This window comes from Ureibacillus massiliensis 4400831 = CIP 108448 = CCUG 49529, from assembly GCF_000772965.1.
Classification (GTDB): Bacteria; Bacillota; Bacilli; order Bacillales_A; family Planococcaceae; genus Ureibacillus; species Ureibacillus massiliensis.
Genome location: NZ_JPVQ01000002.1, coordinates 149885 through 170043, shown reverse-complemented (window position 1 = coordinate 170043; position 20159 = coordinate 149885). Strand labels below are relative to the sequence as shown.

Genomic DNA, 20159 nt, shown 5'->3' with positions numbered 1-20159 from the left:
CAGCTGAAAAGTGTGTGCACAGATTTTTTTTGAGTTTAAGCTAATCGGGATGTTAGTCACTTAGACGTTATCATAGAATGTTGCGCACTTAGTCTAATTACATCTGCAATTACCTTTAAAGATCTGTGGCATCCGCTGCTTTAAATTCATTTAGTCGAGAATTAAAGTCTACAGAATTGAAAATACATTGGGCATATATCAAACCACATTTGAACGTGGGAAATTATGCTAAATGAAGAAAAAGGAGCGCTCAAAAAATGCCTTTAAGTATATTTGGTTTTCAAGCTTTATGGAGCCCTTATTTAATAGGAGTCATCATATTTTTAACAGTGCTATATTTTCTCGTTACAGTTACATGGAGAAAAGACTTTAAAGTAAGTGAACCTTTAAAAAAGAGTGAAGCTATTTACTTTCTTCTAGCGATGATCACTCTCTATATCGTTATTGGGTCGCCTATTGATTTACTTTCACATATTTTATTTACAATGCATATGGTGCAAATGGCACTTCTATTGTTGTTAGTACCAGTATTCTTAATTAAGGGGATTCCTTGGTGGATTTGGCGAATCGTTGTCAATGCACCAGTAGTGAAAACAATTTTTAAAATCTTTACTAAACCAGTAGTAGCTGTTTTTGTTTTTGCTATGATGTTCTCTTTGTACCATTTACCAGTAATATTTGATGCGATTAAGTTAGATGAAACATTCCATGGTATTTTTACATTCATCGTTTTCCTATCAGCATTTTTCATGAATTGGCCTTTATTGAATACTCTTGAAGACCAGCCGAAAATGAAAAGTCTTTATAAACTCGGTTATATTATTGCGAATGCTGTTCTAATTACGCCAGCTTGTGCCCTTATAATTTTTGCTGGGGAACCTTTATATGCAACTTATTCTGATGGTGACGTTTGGTTAAAAGCTATGGAATTATGTGTACCTGCTGGGACTTTAGCGGGCTTAGGTTTGTCTGGACCAGAACTGTTTTTCCCGGGAAATTTAACAACACTTGGGGATCAACAAACAGGTGGAGTCTTAATGAAAATTATTCAAGAAATTATTTTTGCTGTGATTTTATTTAAAGTATTTAGACAATGGTGGAATGAAGAACATAGTACGAATGAAGATGAAATTACAGAAAAAGCATTAAAAGAATTCCAAGCATTAAAACAAAGCCAACAACATTAAAGAGATAAAAATTATCATGTTAGGAGAATGTTGAATGTCAATACCAATTCTACCAACACTAAGTACATCATTCATCGTAATCAGTGCAATATTAGTTGCGATTGGATGGGGATTAATTGCTAAACGGAAAATAGAAGCACATAGAAAAGTCATGTTCGCCGCTGGAGTAGCAGCGTTAATCTTTTTCATCATCTATGCATCAAGAACAATTTTTATTGGGAATACGGCATTTGGTGGACCAGATGAATTAAAAGGATATTACACTTTCTTTTTAGTATTTCATATTATTTTAGCAACAGTTGGGGCTGTGTTCGGTCTTACAAGTATCATTTCTGGAACAAAAAACAAACTAAAGCTTCATCGTAGAATTGGACCAATTACAAGTATTATTTGGTTTTTCGTTGCAATTACAGGTGTAATGGTTTATTTCCTATTATATGTATTTTATAAAGGTGGAGAAACAACATCTGTTATTAAAGCTATATTAGGTTTTTAAATTTTAGCATCGCACTTTAGCGATGTTTTTTTATGTAGAATTTCGTATTGATGTGAAAAGTGCAAATAAATAAAAGGCGCAGACAATATATTAGAAAATAGTTGTCTGCACCTTTTATTAATTTTTAATTTGCTACTTGAATACCATGTTTTGCAAATTCGTTTTTCACGTTTTCTAAAATTTCTTCGCATTGTTTTACTAAATGAACTGGGAATACTTCATCTTCACCGTATTCTACACCATGAGGATAGTAGTACTTACCAAGTGCTGGTTTTAATATTTTTAATACCGCTGTATAGTTACCTACATCACCTGATACTGCAGTACAGAATACACGTAAGTAATATCTGCCTTCACGTAAGTCAAATCGTTTGTCGAAAGTCATACGATCATAATCCCAACCGCCATGACATTCTAAACCGTGCTTTTCCATAACTTCAACAAGTAGTTCTTGTTCAGCAGTTATATTTTCAAGAGTTTTGTTTTCAAAATACATTAAAATGTCCTCCTTTAGCAAATCGTACATAGTATACGCTCATTATTTATAATAGAGCAAAAAACTATTCGTTGCAATGACAACATTGTGTCAAGGATAGCCGAATTGCTATAAAAATTTACATATTTCTATAGCAAATTTTGAAAGTAAATAGATGACATAATGTCGTTGCAATCGCTTCTAAAGCCTAATTTTTAGTGTCATGTTTTCCGCATAGGCATACTATAAGGAAAAGAAGGAGTGACATCTTGCAATTAGCTGAGCTACTAAAAGATTGGCCATGTACTGTAAAAGGTGGTTCCATTCGAATAGATGTTCATGGTATAGAAGATTATGCTCAAGAAGTAAAAGAAGGCGACTTGTTCATCGTTCGAAAAGGAACTAAAGATGATGGATTAAAATATGTTGATATTGCTATTGAAAACGGTGCTGTTGGTATTGTGATTGAAGATGAAAAAATGCTCGATAAGTTAAGTCTGACAGTACCTATTATATGGGTACCCAATTGCTTGAAATTTATGTCTTACAGTGCAGCAAAAATAAATCGATTTCCAGCTGAAGCAATGAAAGTAATCGCCATTACAGGAACAAATGGAAAAACCACAGTTAGTCATTTTATCGGACAGCTACTAAACAAACTACATAAAAAAGTTATGGTGATTGGTACAAACGGCGTTTATATTAATGGTGAGGAAGTACAATTATCATTTGAACGATTGACCACACTCCAACCTAAGCACCTCCACAAAGTCTTTCAACATGGAGTGCAACAAGGAGTTCAATATGCAGTGTTAGAAGCATCTTCTATGGGATTGGTAAAACATCGATTAGACGATTGTTCAATCAATATTGGCGTATTTTTAAACATAGCAGAAGATCACATTGAAGATCATGGTTCCTATGAAAAATATAAAGCATCAAAACAACTATTAGCTACATTATCTGATCGACTTGTTTTAAATGGAGACGACTCATTTTGTAGAACAGTTGGATTACAGTCGAAAAAACCAAAAATATATTTTGGTTTAGGTAATAGAGTAGATTATCAATTACAGGTGCTTGCAGAGGGAATAAGTTCATCTACATGTTGTTTACAAAGTAAAAAAGGTCAAAAAGTATTTACGTTACCTTTTATAGGTGATCACCATCTGCAAAATTCTATTGCCGCTATTACTACGGTTTGCGAACTAGGGTTAGATATTGACGAAGTTTGTGCTGCTGCTGAAACATTAACCCTCCCTACTGGAAGATTTCAATCAATTAAAAATGATTTAGATTTATCCATTTATATAGATTATGCACATACAGAGGCTGCGTTAAGAGCCGTTTTACAAACATTAAAGAAAACTACTAAAAGAGATTTAATCGTAGTTTTTAGCTGTGGTGGGGATCGTGATAAACATAAACGAATTAAAATGGGTGCAGTTGCATCAAAGTATGCTGATATGATTTATTTGACGACTGATAATCCTAGAAGCGAAGATCCAGAAGTCATTAATTCACAAATTGCAGCAGGCTTTTTATCCACTCAAAGATATGAAATGATTTTAAATCGCGGGTCTGCAATAGAAAAAGCTATATTATCAGCAAAAAAAGGTGATACTATCTTAATTGCTGGAAAAGGGCATGAAAGTACACAAACAATAGGGAATACCCAAATTCACTTTTCAGATATAGAATGTGTTCATTCTGTTCTTTCTTCCATCAGTTGTAATAAAGAATAAATCGACCGAATACTTTCCTCTTTCAAACAAAATGAACAGATGTAAAATATATTGGTAAGTTTTCTAACTACCACATCATGAAAATATCTGCTATCATAATGGATGAATGGAGGAATTTAAGATGATTATGACTTCTGAATGGGTAATGATTCTGGACGAAGTAGATGGATTAAGCTCAATGATACTTTCCTCTGAACAAGCAAATAACTTACGTGAAGCTCACTTAGCGGTTTATAGTGATGAATTGCTTGTACAAAAAATTGCGTCCTTTACAAAAATGAAAGAGCAATATGAAGATGTACAACGTTTTGGGAAATATCATCCCGATTATCATACAATTATGAAACAAATACGCCAGCTAAAACGAGAACTTGACCTTGAGGAACGCATTGCAAAGTTAAAAATTGCAGAGAATGATTATCAGGATTTATTAGATGAAATAAGTTTAATTATCGGGAAATCCGTTTCAGAGGCAGTAAAAGTACCTGTTAGTAATCCGTTTTTTGCAACAGGATCTTCTTGTGGTAGTGGCTGCGGTAGTGGCGGAAGCTGCTCTTGCTCGGCGTAATGCTGTTTTCAAAAAAATCCTCCAAATGTTTAGATTTAAAACATTGGAGGATTTTTACTTTTAGCAATTTTTACAGTTGAATTGTAAATGACGACTCTATTGTTATCATTTCCCACCATCAGCATTTAAGTTTTCTAAATATTGACGGACTATAGGAACAGCTAAATCTGGACGATCTGTGACAATTCCTTTTGCCCCTCGTTTTAGCAAACGTTCCATCATATCTGTTTCATTGATTGTCCAATAATGTACAGGAATGTTCAGATTCCCTAAATATGAAATGAATTTTGGCATATCAAGAGAAATTACACCTAGTTTTGGTGGAATTTGAAAGACGTCAACTTTCGGATGATATAGATGTCCAAATTGACTTGTAAAAGCAGTGAAAGCTTTGCGTACATCCGTTTCACCGGCGCCTAGAGCAACACGATTTTGCGCATAAAGGTTAAATCGATCGACTTGTTCACTATAAAAGCTTGTTACCACGACGCGATTTTGTACACCTAAATCTTCAATAAGACGCCATAACTTAGAAGGCATTAAGCTACCCTCATATGTTTCGGGCGAATCTTTAATATCAATATTGATATATATATTAGGAAATGCCTCAAGTAGCTCTTTTAAAGTTACAATAGGAAGTCTTTCTTCTTTATATGGGAATGTACCATCTAAATCTTCAAAATGAAATCCATGATTTAATTGTTTTAATTCTTCTAATGTATAATCTTTCACAAAGCCTGAGCCATCTGTTGTACGATCTACCGTATCATCATGGAAAACGACAATTTCCTCATCTTTTGTCAGGCGGATGTCTATTTCAAAACCATCAACACCTAAATCTATAGCCTTCTGAAAGGCAATCATTGTATGCTCTGGTGCTAAATGTGCACCACCACGGTGTGCAAGAACAATTGGATTCTTGTAATTTAATACTTCCTTTTCTTCTCGTTTTTGTGGTTTTAATACGGCTTTACTTCCTGCCCACGCGGCTGCGCTTGCTGCTGCAATAGCGAGCGCTAATTTCGTCTTTTTACCCATGAAATCTCCACCCCTCAAACAATAAAAATCATTAAAATATTAATTCATATAAAAACTATTCGTATATGTTTATGCAAGTTTCTTTACTATCTGTATCATAATCTATAAAAATGATTATAACGGAAAATCTTGTACGCTGTCAGCTAAACTCTGTTGCGATTAAAAATAACTATATGGTATCCTTTAATTTAAGAAATGAGGGAATAAGTATGAAAGAAAGACAAGGCCTTATCGTTTATGTTACTCAACTCAAATTTGCAAAAAGCTTAAGAAAATACGGTAATGTTCATTTTATATCACGAAAATTAAAATACGTTGTACTTTATTGTAACCGTGATGAAATTGAGATGGCAATAAATAAAATACAACGCCTTCCATTTGTGAAAGACGTTGTAGAGTCGTTTCGTCCGTTTTTAAAGACTGAGTATGAAAATGCGAAACCAGATAAAGCAAAAGAATATGATTATAAAATTGGACTTTAATATAAGTTGAATCTGAAACATTTTAATGCATTGGTGGTATAAAATGATTCATCCTTAAAATACCAATTAAATGTTGATAAAATAAATTCGTTTCAGAATAAAATGATGAATGCTTAATTTCCATAGGAATTGCCTTTTTTCCGATATCAGCTAATGCAGAATCGAATAGTTCAATTCGTTTTGATAATTTTTCAGGATTATAGGGAATTCCTTCACGACATATATAAATAGGCATAAATTTGCTGTCGCCGACTGGCTTAAAAGCGACTGCTAGTGAAGCAACTTTTTGCTCACCTTTATGTGAAATGAGTAGAAATGCATTTTGAAATCGATTTTCATTTGTTTTGATTAATTCGCATAGTTCATACACATCTCCGTACCCTTGGCCAAGTTCAATAAATTGTTGAATCATTTGAAACATCCTTTCTTTCACAGATAAAAGATAAACTATTCTATCTGTACTAACTACAACAACTTAGACTTTTTCTTCAAATAGTATCAATAGGCTAAGTTTTCTAATAACAATAGTATCATGACAAAGGAGGTTAGGCACATGAAATATGCAATTAGTTTTTTTATCGTATTGTTATTGATTGTAAGCGGCTTAATATTTTTTCAGTTTCAAGTTTATTCAAACAATCCCGACGTTGCGGAGGAGAAATTTTCTTATACTCAGGAAATTGAGATTAACTATCGTGGAGATAGTTTAGATATCCGACAACATTTTAAAAATCTACCAAATAAAGAAATTAATATAAAATGGCCTAACCATGCGATTAATCCTGATTGCTTTATCGAGAGTGAACAAACCTGTGAGCGTATAAGTGAAGATAAAACAAAGTTTAATGCAAGTGATGCTAGATCACAATCTGTATCATATGTCATCCCATTAGATGGTGGTTTAAAATCAAAACAATTGATGAAAGACATATTTGTTACTTTACAAAATGGCACAGTTACATACTCAACAGTACATATAACAACAGATAGTAATTTAGGAGGGCAATGGGTAACTGGTTTACCGTTAATTGGAGAACAATCATTAACCTTAGTGAATTACGTTATGTTTAGCGGTCCCGGAAACATAAGTGAAATGTATTGGCAACAGGATGATATGGATGTACAGTACACTTCGGATATAGTGTCAATATATTCATCAACTAAAATTGATAAACAATTAAACGATCAATTAGAAAATATGCAGTTTTTAAGTGAAGAGCATTTTGCAATCGTACAGGGAAATAATCTTTCTAATGAACAGGGAAAAAGAATATTATTTGTAAAGGATTTATCTGGTGAAGGGTTAAATAATAGTATTTTCTTATCTCAAGTAGATTCTTTATATGATTTTGGAGATAGTCCAAGTTGGGTGAAAGAAGTAGTGGCTGCATTTTTATCAGGTTCGATAGCGGGGGAAAATAAAGCTTCTCAAATAGTCAATACTTTAATGAATGAAATGTCAGATGCTCAATTAGAATCATGGCTACAAAAATTGCAGGATTTAAAAGGGTCAAAAATTACTTCAACAGTGTTGGACAAGCTATTATCAGAAACATTGAATATGCATACAGATTATTTTGTTTCAAATGAAACGACTGAAGGAGTGTATCCTTTACTCTTTACTGATGATAGAAAGCTATATGTGAATCAAAACATGACGGAAGATGTAAAAATCGTCTATAAAGATGGATTACTTTACTATTCTTCTAAAGATATATTAAATCTATTAGGATACGAAGTGGCAGAAGGTCCAAATGGATACTATGTAGATAATAAGCTAAGATCTTTTAGATTCCCGGAAGAATACAATTTCTATGTATTTAATCAGAGAAGATTTGATATTATTTCAAGTCCGTTCATCGAAATAGCTTCAGAGAAATTTATAGAAGAAGCATGGCTTCAAAGATTATTCTTAGTTGAAATAGAGAAAACTGAGAATGAAATTTATGTTTCACCTATCACAACACTAGAATAATGAAGGCTGGTGATTCGAGTGAGAGTTGTAGCAGGTGAAAGAAAAGGTATGCCCTTAAAAGCGGTTACTGGGTCAACAACAAGACCAACAACAGATAAAGTAAAGGAATCTATTTTTAATATTATTGGTCCATTTTTTGATGGAGGCATTGCACTAGATTTGTTTGCAGGTAGTGGAGGATTAGGTATAGAAACATTAAGTAGGGGTGCTGAAAAAGGGATTTTTATTGAAAAAGATGGTCGTGCTTTTCAAACGTTACAGGAGAATATAAAAAAATGTCGCTATGAAGATTGCACAGAACTTTTTAGAACAGACGCAACTCGTGCAGTTAAAGGACTATTAAAAAGAGATATTCAAATTGACTATTTATTTTTAGACCCCCCATATAAGAAAACCGAATATTATGACTTAGTAGAAGTTTTGGTGGCAAATGGGAAGCTTTCAGAAAGAGCGATTATAGTATGTGAACATTCCACAGAAGTAAATTTACCTAAGGAATACGGTTCCTTCACTTTAGCAAGGGAAGAAACCTATGGTAGTACAATTATTTCAATTTATAAGAATGGTATTTAAAAGGGGAAGAGGGAGAAATCATTGCCAGAAAAAATAGCGGTAGTACCTGGAAGTTTTGATCCTATTACTAATGGCCATTTAGACATTATAAAACGGGCAGCAGATGTTTTTGATATTGTGTATGTTGCTGTATTAAATAATTCTTCAAAAAAACCGTTATTTTCTTTAGATGAAAGAATGGCTTTAATTGAAGAAGTAACAAAAACAATTCCAAATATTCGTATCGATTCTTCATCAGGGCTATTAATTGATTACGCAAGATCAAAAAAGGCAAAGGTAATTGTGCGCGGGCTTCGTGCAATTTCAGATTTTGAATATGAAATGCAAATCACGTCAATGAACAAATTTTTAGATGAATCCATTGAAACATTTTTTATCATGACAAAGAATAAATACTCATTTTTAAGCTCAAGCATTGTAAAAGAAGTAGCACAATATGGTGGAAGTGTGGAAGGTCTAGTTCCTCCTCACGTTGAATTAGCATTAAACGAAAAATTTAAATTCAAAAAGAAATAATTAATATGGATATAGTTTGAAAGGTGCTGTTTGGAAACGAAAAGTTTCTAAAACAGCACCTTCATTTTCTAATTAGAAATAATTGTATTAGCACTTCTCCCAATAAGCCATTAGTCATATAAAAATTTAGTTAAATTAAAAAGATAAGATAGTAAAGTGCAGGTATTAAAATAGTTAGCAAGACTCGTACCATTGCATATGCCTTTAAAGAAATATGTTCACCTTTTGCAATAACAGCCACTTGCATATGAATACTAAAGCTTTGAGTAGTTAAAAAAGTGGCAAGCAATACATAAAGTATAGCTGACTCATTTGAAAACAATTGACCCGCTATTTGTAATCCATTGGTCATTTCTAATGTTGCTGCAGTTACAAGTAAAAAATTATTATGTACATTCGGTAAAAAATTTGAAATTGAATGCATTACAACTGTATAAATCGTCGTGAAAAATATAATGGTTGAACCGACCACCAAAACAGTAGGAATGCTATCCTTAATACTGCTAGTAAATGGATTTTGATAGTTTTGTGAATTTTGTTGCATCGGCAGTTGTTCAGTTGGTAAAGAATCCTTACGAATCACTTTGTAAAAGATGATCAAAAGTATAAAAGAAACCGCATGGTACAGGATTAAAAATTTCCAGCTAAATGATGTATTATTTAGTATATCGTTACCAACGAAACCTATGACGAATAAAGGGCTTGGACTATGACAAATACTTAAAAGGCCGCTTGCTTCTTTAGGAGTGATTTGTTTGCTTTTTTTTAAATAGGTAATTGTTGCTGCACCAGTTGGAAAACCTCCAAGAGCACTTATCCCATAAGTTTTTAAATATAGGCCGAATTTAGAGATAGAATTATTATGATTTGGAGTTAAACGAATGAACCACTGTGTTAAGATTAAATATGGTAGAAGGTAAGGAAATAGAGCTTCCATAAATAATGAAACACCTAGGTCTGTCCCTTCATGAGCCACACCTGGGAAAAGTAAAAGTAAGATAATGAGGCTAATACATATAAATAAATATAGTAATGGAATAAGCATCATCTCATTTCATATTTTTTTATTTACATTGACTAAAAATGCTAAACTAATATATGCATGTACAAAAAAAATTAGTCTTTCAAATGTTACTTCAGGAGGTGCCAAAACATTGAAGAAAGTACTATACTTAATGATTGTTTTATTTGTAGTTTTATTAATTAGTAATTATCCCTTGGATTATTACATCATGAAACCAGGAAGCGCTTATGATGTTAGTAAATTTGTAAAGGTTCAAGATGGTGATACAAATGATGAAGGAACACTTAATTTAATGACAGTCTCAATGGCTCAAGCAACACCCCTTACATATGCTTTTGCGTATTTTAATGAGTTCCAGGATATTATAAATATTGAGGATGTTAGACAAGAGGAAGAAGATGAAGAGGAATATAATGTTAGACAATTGAAGCTTATGTCTGATTCGCAATTTAACGCACTCTTAATAGCTTTTCAGAAGGCTAATCTCCCTTATACAGTAACATATAATGGGATTACTGTTCTCAATGTAATAGCAGGTGGAGCGGCTGATGGAAAGGTTAAACCTGGAGATGAAATTGTTGAAATAGACGGTGAAATTATTCATAAAGCCGAAGATTTAACGGCAAAATTAAACTTAAAGAAGGAAAACGAAGAAGTGCATTTAGTGCTTAGTCGGGATAATCAGCTTTTTGATGAAACCATTTTGCTGAAAGAAATACCAGGTAGTGAAGAACATAAAATCGGTATTGGTATTACATATGCTCAAAGTAAATCGATAAAAACAGAACCAAATGTGAATGTAGATGCAGATGATATTGGAGGTCCTTCAGCAGGGTTAATGTTTACACTTGAAATATTAAATCAATTGCTTGAGGAAGATATATCAAAAGGATATTTAATTGCTGGAACAGGTGAGATGAACGAGGATGGGACGATAGGGAGAATCGGTGGTATCGAAAAGAAAGTAGTAGCAGCTCATGAAGATGGGATGGAAATTTTCTTTGCACCTGATGATGAAATAACCGATGCCATGCTGAAAGTAAATCCAACATTACAATCTAATTATGATGTAGCTGTAACAACTGCAAAAAAAATAGGAACAAAGATGAAAATTGTTCCTGTGAAAACTATTGATGATGCGCTAGACTATTTAAAAAATTTACCTGAAAAAAATTAGGTTAAAGCAATAGATCGAATAGGCGGAGTTTGAAAATCTTCGTCTATTTTTTTCTTTGAAAATAGCTGGACACCTTGAGCGTAAATTTCTGTAGCACGTAAGTCTATTTTCAACACTTCATCTTTAACAGATGCAACTCGACTGATTAAAGGTAAATCTAAATCTTTCTTTATTTCGCCTAAGTAACGCTGCCCTTTTTCTGACATACCTAATAATCGAATATAGGTAGGGGAATCTATTTGATGTAATTGCTCCTTCGTTATTCCAGTGAAAATGTGTGTTAACATTCTTTGAAGCCTTGTCCAAGTATATCGTTTTGATTTAATATGATTCATAAATTCAGAAAAGGAATCGCTTATTTTTGCATATTTAATCAAAGCAAATTCAATGCCTTCTGAAACATCTGCAAATTGAGTTAAATCACTTGGCAAATAACGAGTAATGCTAAAGCGTAAAAGGGGCCAAAAGGATTCCCATTGTACAAATTGGTTATGCTGTTTTAGCCAATCCTGTAAATGTACGAATGTAGCCTGAGGTACATAATTTTTAATATCTTGTACAGACCCTTTTTCAAAGATTTCTTTTCGTATACCGGTAGCACTTGCAATGTTTGTATTCGAATTGATACTTTCATGATAGCCCGCTTTCACCCGTTGTATAGTGACGGGCTTAATTGTGGATTTCAAATTATAAACAGCTTCAATATAATGGTATCCTAAAATATTGTTCGGCTGAGATAAATCAATGTATAATCGATGTTGTTTTTGTTTAAGTTGTTCATATGCTTCGTATAAACTTTTAGGATAACTTAGTCCCTTTGACACAAAATATTTAATAAGTTCATTATATTCCTGTCGATAGTCTTGAAGTAATGTATAGGTATTATGAAAAGGTTCAATGTTTCCTTCCTCACTGCCAAATGCAAAGGATTGACATTTCATAGCAGATAACAATTGTATAGCACCTTTTGCAAAAAGCTCGGCTTTAGCGGTACTAAAAATATAAGGAAGCTCGATAACAATATCTACACCATTTTGTAATGCCATTTTTGTACGGTGCCATTTATCAACAAGAGCTGGTTCACCTCTTTGTAGAAAATGACCACTCATTACAGCGATTACGACATCTGCCCCGGTACTCTTTTTCGATTGTTCGATATGATAAAAGTGACCGTTATGAAAAGGATTATATTCAACTACAACACCAACAGCTTGCATAAATTAGCACTCCTAAAAGTTTGAATTATCCAAAGTATAGTATATCTTTTATAATAGTGACAAGAAAATAACTTGACATCTATTTTTTCACATTATATAATCAACATTGTTGTCTCGAGGTGATTAATGAATGAAATGGTCAATTCATGAATTATCAAAGTATCGCCAAAATGGGATGCCTATTGATACAGTTGTACAGTTAGATGAAGTAAAAAAACGGAACAATGAAATTCGTCATATTTCACCTGTACATGTAAAAGGGCACTGTACATTCGGTGCATCACAAATGACTTGTCAATTTACAATGGCTGCAACTTTAACTTTACCATGTGCAAGAACATGGGAGGATGTTGAATTCCCTATTCATGTAGAAACAGTGGAAATCTTTAGCTGGATTGATCCTGAACTACGAGGAAATGAAGAAGATGAGGATATCCATTATGTTGATGGAGAAGTCATCGATCTAAAGCCGGTATTAGAAGAATTAGTTCTTCTTGAAATTCCGATGCAAGTGTTCAAAGAAGGTTCTGAAGGACAAGTGCAGGGCGGAAAAAACTGGAGTTATTCAACAGATGAAGATATTGCACGTCAGAAGGAAAATGACGAACAAAAAGTGGATCCAAGACTAGCTAATTTAGCTAAGTATTTTGATCAAACAGATGAATAGATAATCTGTAAGGAGGTGCCAATAATGGCTGTACCATTTAGAAGAACTTCTAAAACTGCTAAAAGAAAGCGTCGTACGCATTTCAAATTATCTGTACCTGGTATGGTAGCTTGCCCAAACTGTGGTGAAGCAACTTTATCTCACCACGTTTGCAAATCTTGCGGACACTATAAAGGTAAAGAAGTAGTTAGCAAATAATTTTTGAGCTTGTTCGAAAAAGCTCTGACACAATAAAAGGCTAATAGAGAGGCCATGGCTCTCTATTAGCCTTTTTAATTTCCAAAAGAGTTTACATTAACTTGTCAAAACAAAACGACTGTTTTACTATAAAAACCAAAAGGGTTATATTATGGTAACATAATTAGGAAAAGGGGAGTTGTTTGTTTTGACTTATTCAATTGAAAATAGAGATGGGATTTTATCGTTTACGATAACTCGAGAAGAAAAAAGAAATGCAATTAATGACGAAGTGATGGATGGTTTTAAAGAAGTTATTAAAACTATTCAAACCCATAATGATGTGCGGTTTTTAGTCATTACTGGAAAAGGGGAAAAAGCCTTTTGTTCAGGTGGTGACCTTTCAGAATTTCATAAGCTTCAAACAGAACAGGAAGCTTTTGGTATGTTAAGTAAAATGGGCGATATTTTATATGAGCTTGCTACACTTCGAGTCCCAACGATTGCGCTTATTAATGGTGCTGCGGTAGGAGGGGGCTGTGAAATTGCCACTGCATGTGATTTTCGATTAGTTGCAAACCATGCAAAATGTGGTTTCATACAAGGAACATTAGGAATTACGAGTGGCTGGGGTGGAGGTACATACTTGTTTGAGAGTGGTATAAAACACGATTATGCTTTAAAAATGCTAGTCGACGCAACTACTTATGAAGCAAGCAAATTATATGAGATTGGTTGGGCAACAAGAGTTTTTGAAGGTGATAAAAATGTTGCATTGAAAGAGTTTATTAGTAGTATGGAAAAAATTCATCCTTCTGTTCACCATGCCTATAAAGAAATGAAACTTAGAAGTTGGAACGAGAAAAATATGTACAACAGAGCGTTAGAAGAAATAAAACTATGTGCAAAAATGTGGGAAAGTGAAGCCCATAACGAAGCGGTAAATCGCTTTTTAAATAAGTCTAACAACTAACAATATTTTTATTTCAAAATAAAGATTTCAATAAAAATAGGTCGTAACATTTTTTTATGTTACGACCTATTTTTTATAAGTACTTCTATTCTATTTAATCTCTTTAGGTGCATATAGTAGTAAAAAATGTGAGGTGATAGAAAGTGGAAGGGAAAAGAAGAAAAGATCAATGGACAGCTGCTGATGATGAAAAATTAGCTGAAATTGTGATAAGCGCTGTTCAAAATGGAAAAACACAATTAGAAGCATTTGCTGAAGCTGCTAATGTTTTAAATCGTACAAAACAAGCTTGTGGTTTCCGCTGGAATAAAACATTACGTAGTCAATATGGTCAAATGCTTAATAGCGTTAGAAAACGACCAAAGCAATTAATGAGAAGCCATTTAAAGCTTGCACTTAATAGTTTTGATGAATTAACAGAAGCTTATAATGAATTAGAGATTAAATATAGAGAGCTGCAATCTGAGCATGACAAGCTCATCAAATGGCTTAATCAAGGTGTGAACTTTCTGGAACACCAAAAATAATTACGAGAACTAAATCTATAAACAATTAATTCGACAAAATATCGGTTTCATCTATCTATTTTAAAACGGTTCACAAAAAGGGGTGAAGCAAAGACGAATGAAAATTTATAATGACATATTAGCTAGAAAAGAAGAAAAAATAAAATTAGGTGGCCATCAAAAATATCACGAAAAATTAAAAGAAACAGGTAAATTATTTGTACGTGATCGCCTCTCTTACTTATTCGATAATGGGGAATATGAGGAAGATGGGAAATTTGCAAATTGTATAAAGGAAGATTTACCAGCAGATGGGGTTGTCTGTGCAATTGGTAAAGTAAATGGAAAAACAGTTTGTGTCATGGCCAATGATTCAACAGTAAAAGCAGGCTCTTGGGGTGTCCATACAGTAGAAAAAATTATTCGCATTCAAGAAACTGCTGAAAAATTAAAAGTGCCTCTACTTTATTTAGTAGATTCTGCAGGTGCACGCATAACTGATCAGCTAGCGATGTTTCCTGGCAGAAGAGGCGCAGGAAGAATATTTCATAATCAAATAAAACTAAGCGGAATCATACCACAGGTTTGTATTTTATTTGGTCCTTCGGCTGCGGGTGGGGCATATATTCCGGCGTTCTGTGATATCGTCATCATGGTCGAGGGAAATGCCTCTATGTATTTAGGATCACCAAGAATGGCAGAAAAGGTTATTGGAGAAAAAGTTTCGTTAGAGGAAATGGGCGGGGCTAAAATGCATTGTACAATTAGTGGCTGTGGTGATGTTCTAGCTGATTCAGAACATCAAGCCATTGACTATGTAAAACAATACTTAAGTTATTTTGGTTCTAATTTTAATGAACTACCTGACCCTGTAACTCCCAAGTCTCCAGTATCCACTCGTCCGCTAGAAGAAATTATTCCTGAAAATCAAAACGTCCCTTTTGATATGTATGATTTGATTAAGGGAATTGTTGATGAGGGGAGTATATTTGAGATAAAGAAATTTTTTGCCCAAGAGATAATTACCTGCTTATCCCGAATTGACGGTAGAGTTGTTGGGATTGTTGCAAATCAACCAAAGGTAAAAGGTGGCGTATTGTTCGTCGATTCATCAGATAAAGCGGCGAAGTTTATTCAATTATGTGATGCTTTTTCAATTCCACTGTTGTTTTTGGCGGACGTGCCTGGATTTATGATTGGTACAAAGGTAGAAAAAGCTGGAATTATCCGCCATGGGGCAAAATTTATTTCTGCTATGAGTACTGCAAGCGTTCCTAAAATTTCTGTTATTATTCGCAAAGCATACGGAGCGGGGTTATACGCGATGTGTGGCCCTGCATTTGAACCGGATGTTTGTATTGCCCTGCCTACAGCTCAAATTGCTGTTATGGGGCCGGAAGCAGCGGTAAATGCGGTCTATTCTAATAAAATAGAAGCGATAAGCGATTCAAAGGAACGAATGAACTTTGTAAAGGAAAAAATCGAGGAATATAAAGACGAGATTGATATATATAAACTTGCATCTGAATTAGTAATAGATGAGATTGTAGCACCGAATAAATTAAGATATACATTATGTGAAAGATTAAAATATTATTCATCCAAACAAATTTCGTTACCTTCTCGAAAACATCCAGTTTATCCAGTATAATGTATATAGAAGATAAAGGTCTGCCATTAGGTAGGCCTTTTCATTTAGTGAAGGTGAGTGGGGATAATGGAAGTAGTCGTAATCGGTGCAGGCGCTGTTGGCATGCTTGTGGCTAGCTTTTTAAACGAAAAATTCCGTGTTACTTTAGTCGTTCGAAGAGAAGAACAGGCTTGTAAAATCAACCAAAATGGTCTTACTCGTATTAATATAGATCAAACAACTAGTAAAACAAATCCCATTGCAACAACAAAACTGCAAGTACCAGAAAAGGCAGTTGTACTTGTTGCGTTAAAATACGGACAATTACACGAGGTATACCCGTTTTTAAAAGAAATGAATAATGAAACCCCCATCCTTTTCCTACAGAACGGATTATCCCACTATGAAGAAGCGTTACATTTACCGCAGGAACATCTTGCCTTTTCATCATGTCAATTTGGTGCCCAAAAAGAAAATGACACAACGGTTGTGCACAGAGGGATTGGTACTTTAAAATTAGCAGTTGAGCGCGGTAGTAAAGATACCTTTGTATTGTTTATAGATATAAATCAAGAGCGGTTTCCCGTAGAATACATGAAAGATGCTGAACAAATGCTCTTTGATAAGGCATTATTAAATAGCTTTATAAACCCATTAACAGCCATACTAAATGTCAAAAATGGATTTTTAGTTGAAAATGCTAGTACGTTACAGCTATTAGAGCAAATGTATGAGGAATTAAAGAGCGCATTTCCATTAGAAATGAATCAGTTTACATTTGAAGAAGTAAAAAAATTATGTAAGAAAACTGCTCAAAATACATCTTCTATGTTAGCTGATATATCAAATCAGCGAATAACTGAAGTAGATACGATTGTTGGAGCGATTATTAAAAAGGCAAGTATGAAAGGACATCAGCTGCCGATATTGAAGACATTATACAGCTTAGTGAAAGCATTAGAGGAGAGAAGTGAGAAAATGTGATTATGATTTTACAATTTTTAATAAGTGTCATCATTTTATGCCCAATTTTACTTTTATTCATGGTCTATTTTATTTGTAGGAAAAGAAAGATGCGAGAATCAAAAGCGTTTGGATGGGCTTCTGATGTGACAACCTTTATATTATTCTTTTCGGTACCACTACTTATCTCAAGTTTGTGGCAAATCAATATAAGTATATATATTATTTGTTTTGCGATAATTATCGCGATGATTTTTACATATTTTGATTGGAAAAAGAAAAAGGAAATAGAGATTTTACCATTACTAAAAAAAATATGGAGATTCTTTTTCCTTTTTTTAATGATTTGTTACATAATTATTTGGATAATTGGCATGCTCCATTATATTATCGTGTATGTTTTTTATACATAAGCATTTTCTTTTGAAGTGGAGTTAAGAAAGATTACAATATACATTGGAGCAAAATCGAGATAAGAAAAAATGTTACGAAAAGATTTAATTGATAGTAGAGGAGATTATAAATGGAACTGGAACAAATGTCATTGCCAGTTAACAATAAATTGTTATCTGCATATTGGTCAGGTAGCGAAAAATTACATACATTTTTTGAATATAAACTACATGACACAGCATTTCATAAACGAGCACAATATTTAAAAAACATGCATTATAATACAAATGAATTAAGTAATATTATTCGTTCCTTTATGGAGCCATTCGGATTATCGCCAAAAGTAAACGAACATCTATCTCACCTTGCAGATGGTGCGAAGGTTATTGTTGGTGGACAACAAGCAGGGATTTTAACGGGGCCCCTTTATTCGATTCATAAAGCCATTACGGTAATTTTGCTAGCAAAAGAACAATCAGAAAAACTAGGTGAAAAAATTCTTCCGTTATTTTGGATTGCTGGTGAAGACCACGATTTAGAAGAAATTAATCATACTTATACCATTGTAGCCGGTGAACCGAAAAAAAGAGCCTATAGTGAAAGAACCGTTAGAAAAACAATGGCATCCACAACGGATCTTAATAAGGCTGAAATGAAAAAAACGATTAATAAAATATTTAAAGACTTTGGTGAAACAAAATACTCTAATGAGTTATATCAATTTGTAGTAAATGAAATGGACAAAAGTGCCACATTTACAGATTTTTTTGCAAGATTGATGAATGCATTCTTTAAGGATGAAGGTTTGTTAATGATTGATGCGGCCTTTATTCCATTTCGAAAGTATGAGTCAACATTTTTTAAAAACATCATCGAGCATAATGAAAAAATAGCAGAAGTCGTTGTGGCAAAAGAACAACTATTAAATGACTCAGGATACGGAACTCCAATTGAAGCGAATGTAAATAATGCAAATTTATTTTATGTTCGAGATGGAGAAAGGTTTCTATTAGAAAGAAGAAATAATCACTTCGTTAATGATCAAGCAAATGTAAAATTTACAAAAGAAGAGCTATTAAATATCGCTGAACAAACACCAGAAAACTTAAGTAACAATGTTGTTACACGTCCTTTAATGCAAGAAATGACGCTTCCGGTATTAGCTTTTGTAGGTGGACCAGGAGAATTAGCGTATTGGGCAACATTAAAGGATGCCTTTTCTGTATTAAACTTACAAATGCCGATTATCGTCCCAAGATTGAATTTAACGATTGTTACTCGACAAGTAGAACAAATATTAGCTGAAAAACAATTATCCGTATTAGATGTGATAACAGGAAAATCCGATCATTTAAAGCGCCAATTTATTGAGAGTATTCAAGATGAAGAAGCAAAGAAAAAAATAGATAAATTATATAAAATAATAGATGCTCAGTATGAAGACTTAGAACGACACTTGATTGAACAGCAAATAGACTTAAAACAAATAGTAGATAAAAATAAAAACTATCACCTTCAACAATTTGATTATTTAAAAAGTAAAATTGAGCAGCAAGTTTTGCTTAAACATGATAATATTATTCGTCAGTTTAATATAATTGCTACTGAAATTTTTCCAAATAATAATTATCAGGAACGAGTTTATAATCCTTATCAATATATAAATGTATACGGGCCTACTTTTGTAGAGGATTTGTTAAAGTTACCATTCGCCATTACGAATAATCATTATATAGTTCGATTGTAGTGCTTTAGTAAGAGTTATCTCGGTTGAGATGACTCTTTTTTTGTGTCTATTTTCTTATTCATTAACTAGGTGCAGCATACTATTTACACAATTTCAGAAAAGTTGTCAACAATTTTTTAAAAATTGTGGAGCAAAGTGGGGGATTGTGGTACATTATTTACTAAAGTGGGGTGAGTAGCATGTTCATGGGAGAATATCAACATTCCGTTGATGCAAAAGGTAGATTAATAATTCCTTCTAAATTTAGAGAAGAATTAGGTACTACTTTTGTTATTACACGCGGACTTGATAACTGTCTATTTGGCTATCCTATGGATGAATGGCGAAAACTCGAAGAAAAGTTAAAACAGTTGCCCATGACGAAAAAGGATGCGAGAGCATTTGCTAGATTTTTCTTCTCAGGTGCAACAGAGGTTGAAATAGATAAGCAAGGCCGAATTAATATCCCAACACCACTATCCACTTATGCAAAACTTGAAAAAGAGTGTATGGTACTAGGGGTGTCTAGCAAGATTGAAATATGGGCAAAAGAAGCTTGGGAATCTTATTTCAATGAAGCAGAAGAATCATTTAATGACATTGCAGAAAATTTAATTGGCTTTGACTTCTAGTTAATTTACCGCCAAGAAG

23 protein-coding genes are annotated in these 20159 nt (G+C 33.5%); 18 read left to right on the top strand and 5 right to left on the bottom strand.

Features of this window, described 5'->3' with window-relative positions; genetic code table 11:
• Window positions 1-257 precede the first annotated feature (257 nt).
• Window positions 258-1187 (top strand): cytochrome c oxidase assembly factor CtaG, encoded by a 930-nt coding sequence (gene ctaG, locus CD30_RS02305; RefSeq protein ID WP_036171952.1) that lies wholly within the window; start codon window positions 258-260, stop codon window positions 1185-1187.
• 34 nt (window positions 1188-1221) lie between these two features.
• The gene (locus tag CD30_RS02300) at window positions 1222-1683 is read left to right on the top strand and encodes a DUF420 domain-containing protein (protein ID WP_036171949.1); all 462 of its coding nucleotides are present in this window, start codon (window positions 1222-1224) and stop codon (window positions 1681-1683) included.
• A gap of 124 nt (window positions 1684-1807) precedes the next feature.
• Here the strand turns inward: CD30_RS02300 and CD30_RS02295 are convergent, their stop codons facing one another.
• Window positions 1808-2179, bottom strand: a complete 372-nt coding sequence (locus tag CD30_RS02295) for a YugN family protein (RefSeq protein ID WP_036171946.1) — start codon at window positions 2177-2179, stop codon at window positions 1808-1810.
• Window positions 2180-2427: 248 nt separating this feature from the next.
• Between CD30_RS02295 and CD30_RS02290 the strand changes: the two genes are divergently transcribed.
• Complete coding sequence (locus CD30_RS02290) at window positions 2428-3903, top strand: UDP-N-acetylmuramoyl-L-alanyl-D-glutamate--2,6-diaminopimelate ligase (RefSeq protein ID WP_036171943.1); 1476 nt, start codon at window positions 2428-2430, stop codon at window positions 3901-3903.
• A gap of 121 nt (window positions 3904-4024) precedes the next feature.
• On the top strand, window positions 4025-4471 hold the full coding sequence (locus CD30_RS02285; RefSeq protein ID WP_036171940.1) for a YlbF/YmcA family competence regulator: 447 nt from the start codon (window positions 4025-4027) through the stop codon (window positions 4469-4471).
• A gap of 105 nt (window positions 4472-4576) precedes the next feature.
• Here the strand turns inward: CD30_RS02285 and CD30_RS02280 are convergent, their stop codons facing one another.
• On the bottom strand, window positions 4577-5509 hold the full coding sequence (locus CD30_RS02280) for a glycerophosphodiester phosphodiesterase (protein ID WP_036171937.1): 933 nt from the start codon (window positions 5507-5509) through the stop codon (window positions 4577-4579).
• Window positions 5510-5718: 209 nt separating this feature from the next.
• On the opposite strand from CD30_RS02280, the gene CD30_RS02275 reads away from it, so the two are divergent.
• Complete coding sequence (locus CD30_RS02275) at window positions 5719-5991, top strand: YlbG family protein (protein ID WP_036171934.1); 273 nt, start codon at window positions 5719-5721, stop codon at window positions 5989-5991.
• Window positions 5992-6013: 22 nt separating this feature from the next.
• Here CD30_RS02275 and CD30_RS02270 read toward each other — a convergent pair whose 3' ends face one another.
• Window positions 6014-6403, bottom strand: a complete 390-nt coding sequence (locus tag CD30_RS02270) for a DUF7147 family protein (RefSeq protein ID WP_036171931.1) — start codon at window positions 6401-6403, stop codon at window positions 6014-6016.
• Window positions 6404-6544: 141 nt separating this feature from the next.
• Here CD30_RS02270 and CD30_RS02265 point away from each other — a divergent pair, with 141 nt between their 5' ends.
• From CD30_RS02265 to coaD, 3 genes are read left to right on the top strand one after another with little or no spacing between them, the layout of a single operon-like run.
• Window positions 6545-7966: a hypothetical protein gene (locus CD30_RS02265; RefSeq protein ID WP_036171928.1), complete on the top strand. Its 1422-nt coding sequence runs from the start codon at window positions 6545-6547 to the stop codon at window positions 7964-7966.
• Between the two features lie 18 nt (window positions 7967-7984).
• Window positions 7985-8539 carry a 16S rRNA (guanine(966)-N(2))-methyltransferase RsmD gene (rsmD, locus tag CD30_RS02260; RefSeq protein WP_036171925.1) on the top strand — a complete coding sequence of 185 codons (555 nt, stop codon included), beginning with the start codon at window positions 7985-7987 and terminating at the stop codon, window positions 8537-8539.
• 21 nt (window positions 8540-8560) lie between these two features.
• A complete protein-coding gene (gene coaD / locus CD30_RS02255) occupies window positions 8561-9055 on the top strand; it encodes a pantetheine-phosphate adenylyltransferase (protein ID WP_036171922.1) in 495 nt (164 codons plus the stop codon).
• A 130-nt stretch (window positions 9056-9185) separates the two neighbouring features.
• On the opposite strand, the gene CD30_RS02250 is transcribed toward coaD, so the two are convergent.
• Complete coding sequence (locus tag CD30_RS02250; RefSeq protein WP_141096025.1) at window positions 9186-9992, bottom strand: hypothetical protein; 807 nt, start codon at window positions 9990-9992, stop codon at window positions 9186-9188.
• Window positions 9993-10209: 217 nt separating this feature from the next.
• Here CD30_RS02250 and CD30_RS02245 point away from each other — a divergent pair, with 217 nt between their 5' ends.
• Complete coding sequence (locus CD30_RS02245) at window positions 10210-11256, top strand: SepM family pheromone-processing serine protease (RefSeq protein WP_328286117.1); 1047 nt, start codon at window positions 10210-10212, stop codon at window positions 11254-11256.
• Here CD30_RS02245 and CD30_RS02240 read toward each other — a convergent pair.
• Window positions 11253-12473, bottom strand: coding sequence for a nucleotidyltransferase (locus tag CD30_RS02240; RefSeq protein WP_036171919.1), 1221 nt, complete (start codon window positions 12471-12473; stop codon window positions 11253-11255). The two genes, CD30_RS02245 and CD30_RS02240, sit on opposite strands and share 4 nt — an antisense overlap.
• 130 nt (window positions 12474-12603) lie before the next feature.
• On the opposite strand from CD30_RS02240, the gene CD30_RS02235 reads away from it, so the two are divergent.
• The 9 genes from CD30_RS02235 to mraZ all read left to right on the top strand — a co-directional run bounded on the left by CD30_RS02235 (window position 12604) and on the right by mraZ (window position 20140).
• Entirely contained in the window at window positions 12604-13140 is a 537-nt protein-coding gene (locus CD30_RS02235) for a YceD family protein (RefSeq protein WP_036171917.1), read from the top strand.
• 24 nt (window positions 13141-13164) lie between these two features.
• A complete protein-coding gene (rpmF, locus tag CD30_RS02230; RefSeq protein WP_036171914.1) occupies window positions 13165-13338 on the top strand; it encodes a 50S ribosomal protein L32 in 174 nt (57 codons plus the stop codon).
• Window positions 13339-13525: 187 nt separating this feature from the next.
• Window positions 13526-14290 carry an enoyl-CoA hydratase/isomerase family protein gene (locus CD30_RS02225; protein WP_036171911.1) on the top strand — a complete coding sequence of 255 codons (765 nt, stop codon included), beginning with the start codon at window positions 13526-13528 and terminating at the stop codon, window positions 14288-14290.
• A 143-nt stretch (window positions 14291-14433) separates the two neighbouring features.
• Window positions 14434-14817, top strand: a complete 384-nt coding sequence (locus tag CD30_RS02220; RefSeq protein WP_036171908.1) for a transcriptional regulator — start codon at window positions 14434-14436, stop codon at window positions 14815-14817.
• Between the two features lie 97 nt (window positions 14818-14914).
• Window positions 14915-16447: an acyl-CoA carboxylase subunit beta gene (locus tag CD30_RS02215; protein ID WP_036171905.1), complete on the top strand. Its 1533-nt coding sequence runs from the start codon at window positions 14915-14917 to the stop codon at window positions 16445-16447.
• 66 nt (window positions 16448-16513) lie between these two features.
• Window positions 16514-17410 carry a ketopantoate reductase family protein gene (locus CD30_RS02210; protein WP_036171902.1) on the top strand — a complete coding sequence of 299 codons (897 nt, stop codon included), beginning with the start codon at window positions 16514-16516 and terminating at the stop codon, window positions 17408-17410.
• A gap of 2 nt (window positions 17411-17412) precedes the next feature.
• Window positions 17413-17802 (top strand): DUF3397 domain-containing protein, encoded by a 390-nt coding sequence (locus tag CD30_RS02205; protein WP_052126018.1) that lies wholly within the window; start codon window positions 17413-17415, stop codon window positions 17800-17802.
• 110 nt (window positions 17803-17912) lie between these two features.
• Window positions 17913-19529 carry a bacillithiol biosynthesis cysteine-adding enzyme BshC gene (bshC, locus tag CD30_RS02200; protein WP_036171897.1) on the top strand — a complete coding sequence of 539 codons (1617 nt, stop codon included), beginning with the start codon at window positions 17913-17915 and terminating at the stop codon, window positions 19527-19529.
• Window positions 19530-19708: 179 nt separating this feature from the next.
• Complete coding sequence (gene mraZ / locus CD30_RS02195; protein WP_036171894.1) at window positions 19709-20140, top strand: division/cell wall cluster transcriptional repressor MraZ; 432 nt, start codon at window positions 19709-19711, stop codon at window positions 20138-20140.
• The last annotated feature ends 19 nt before the right edge of the window (window positions 20141-20159 follow it).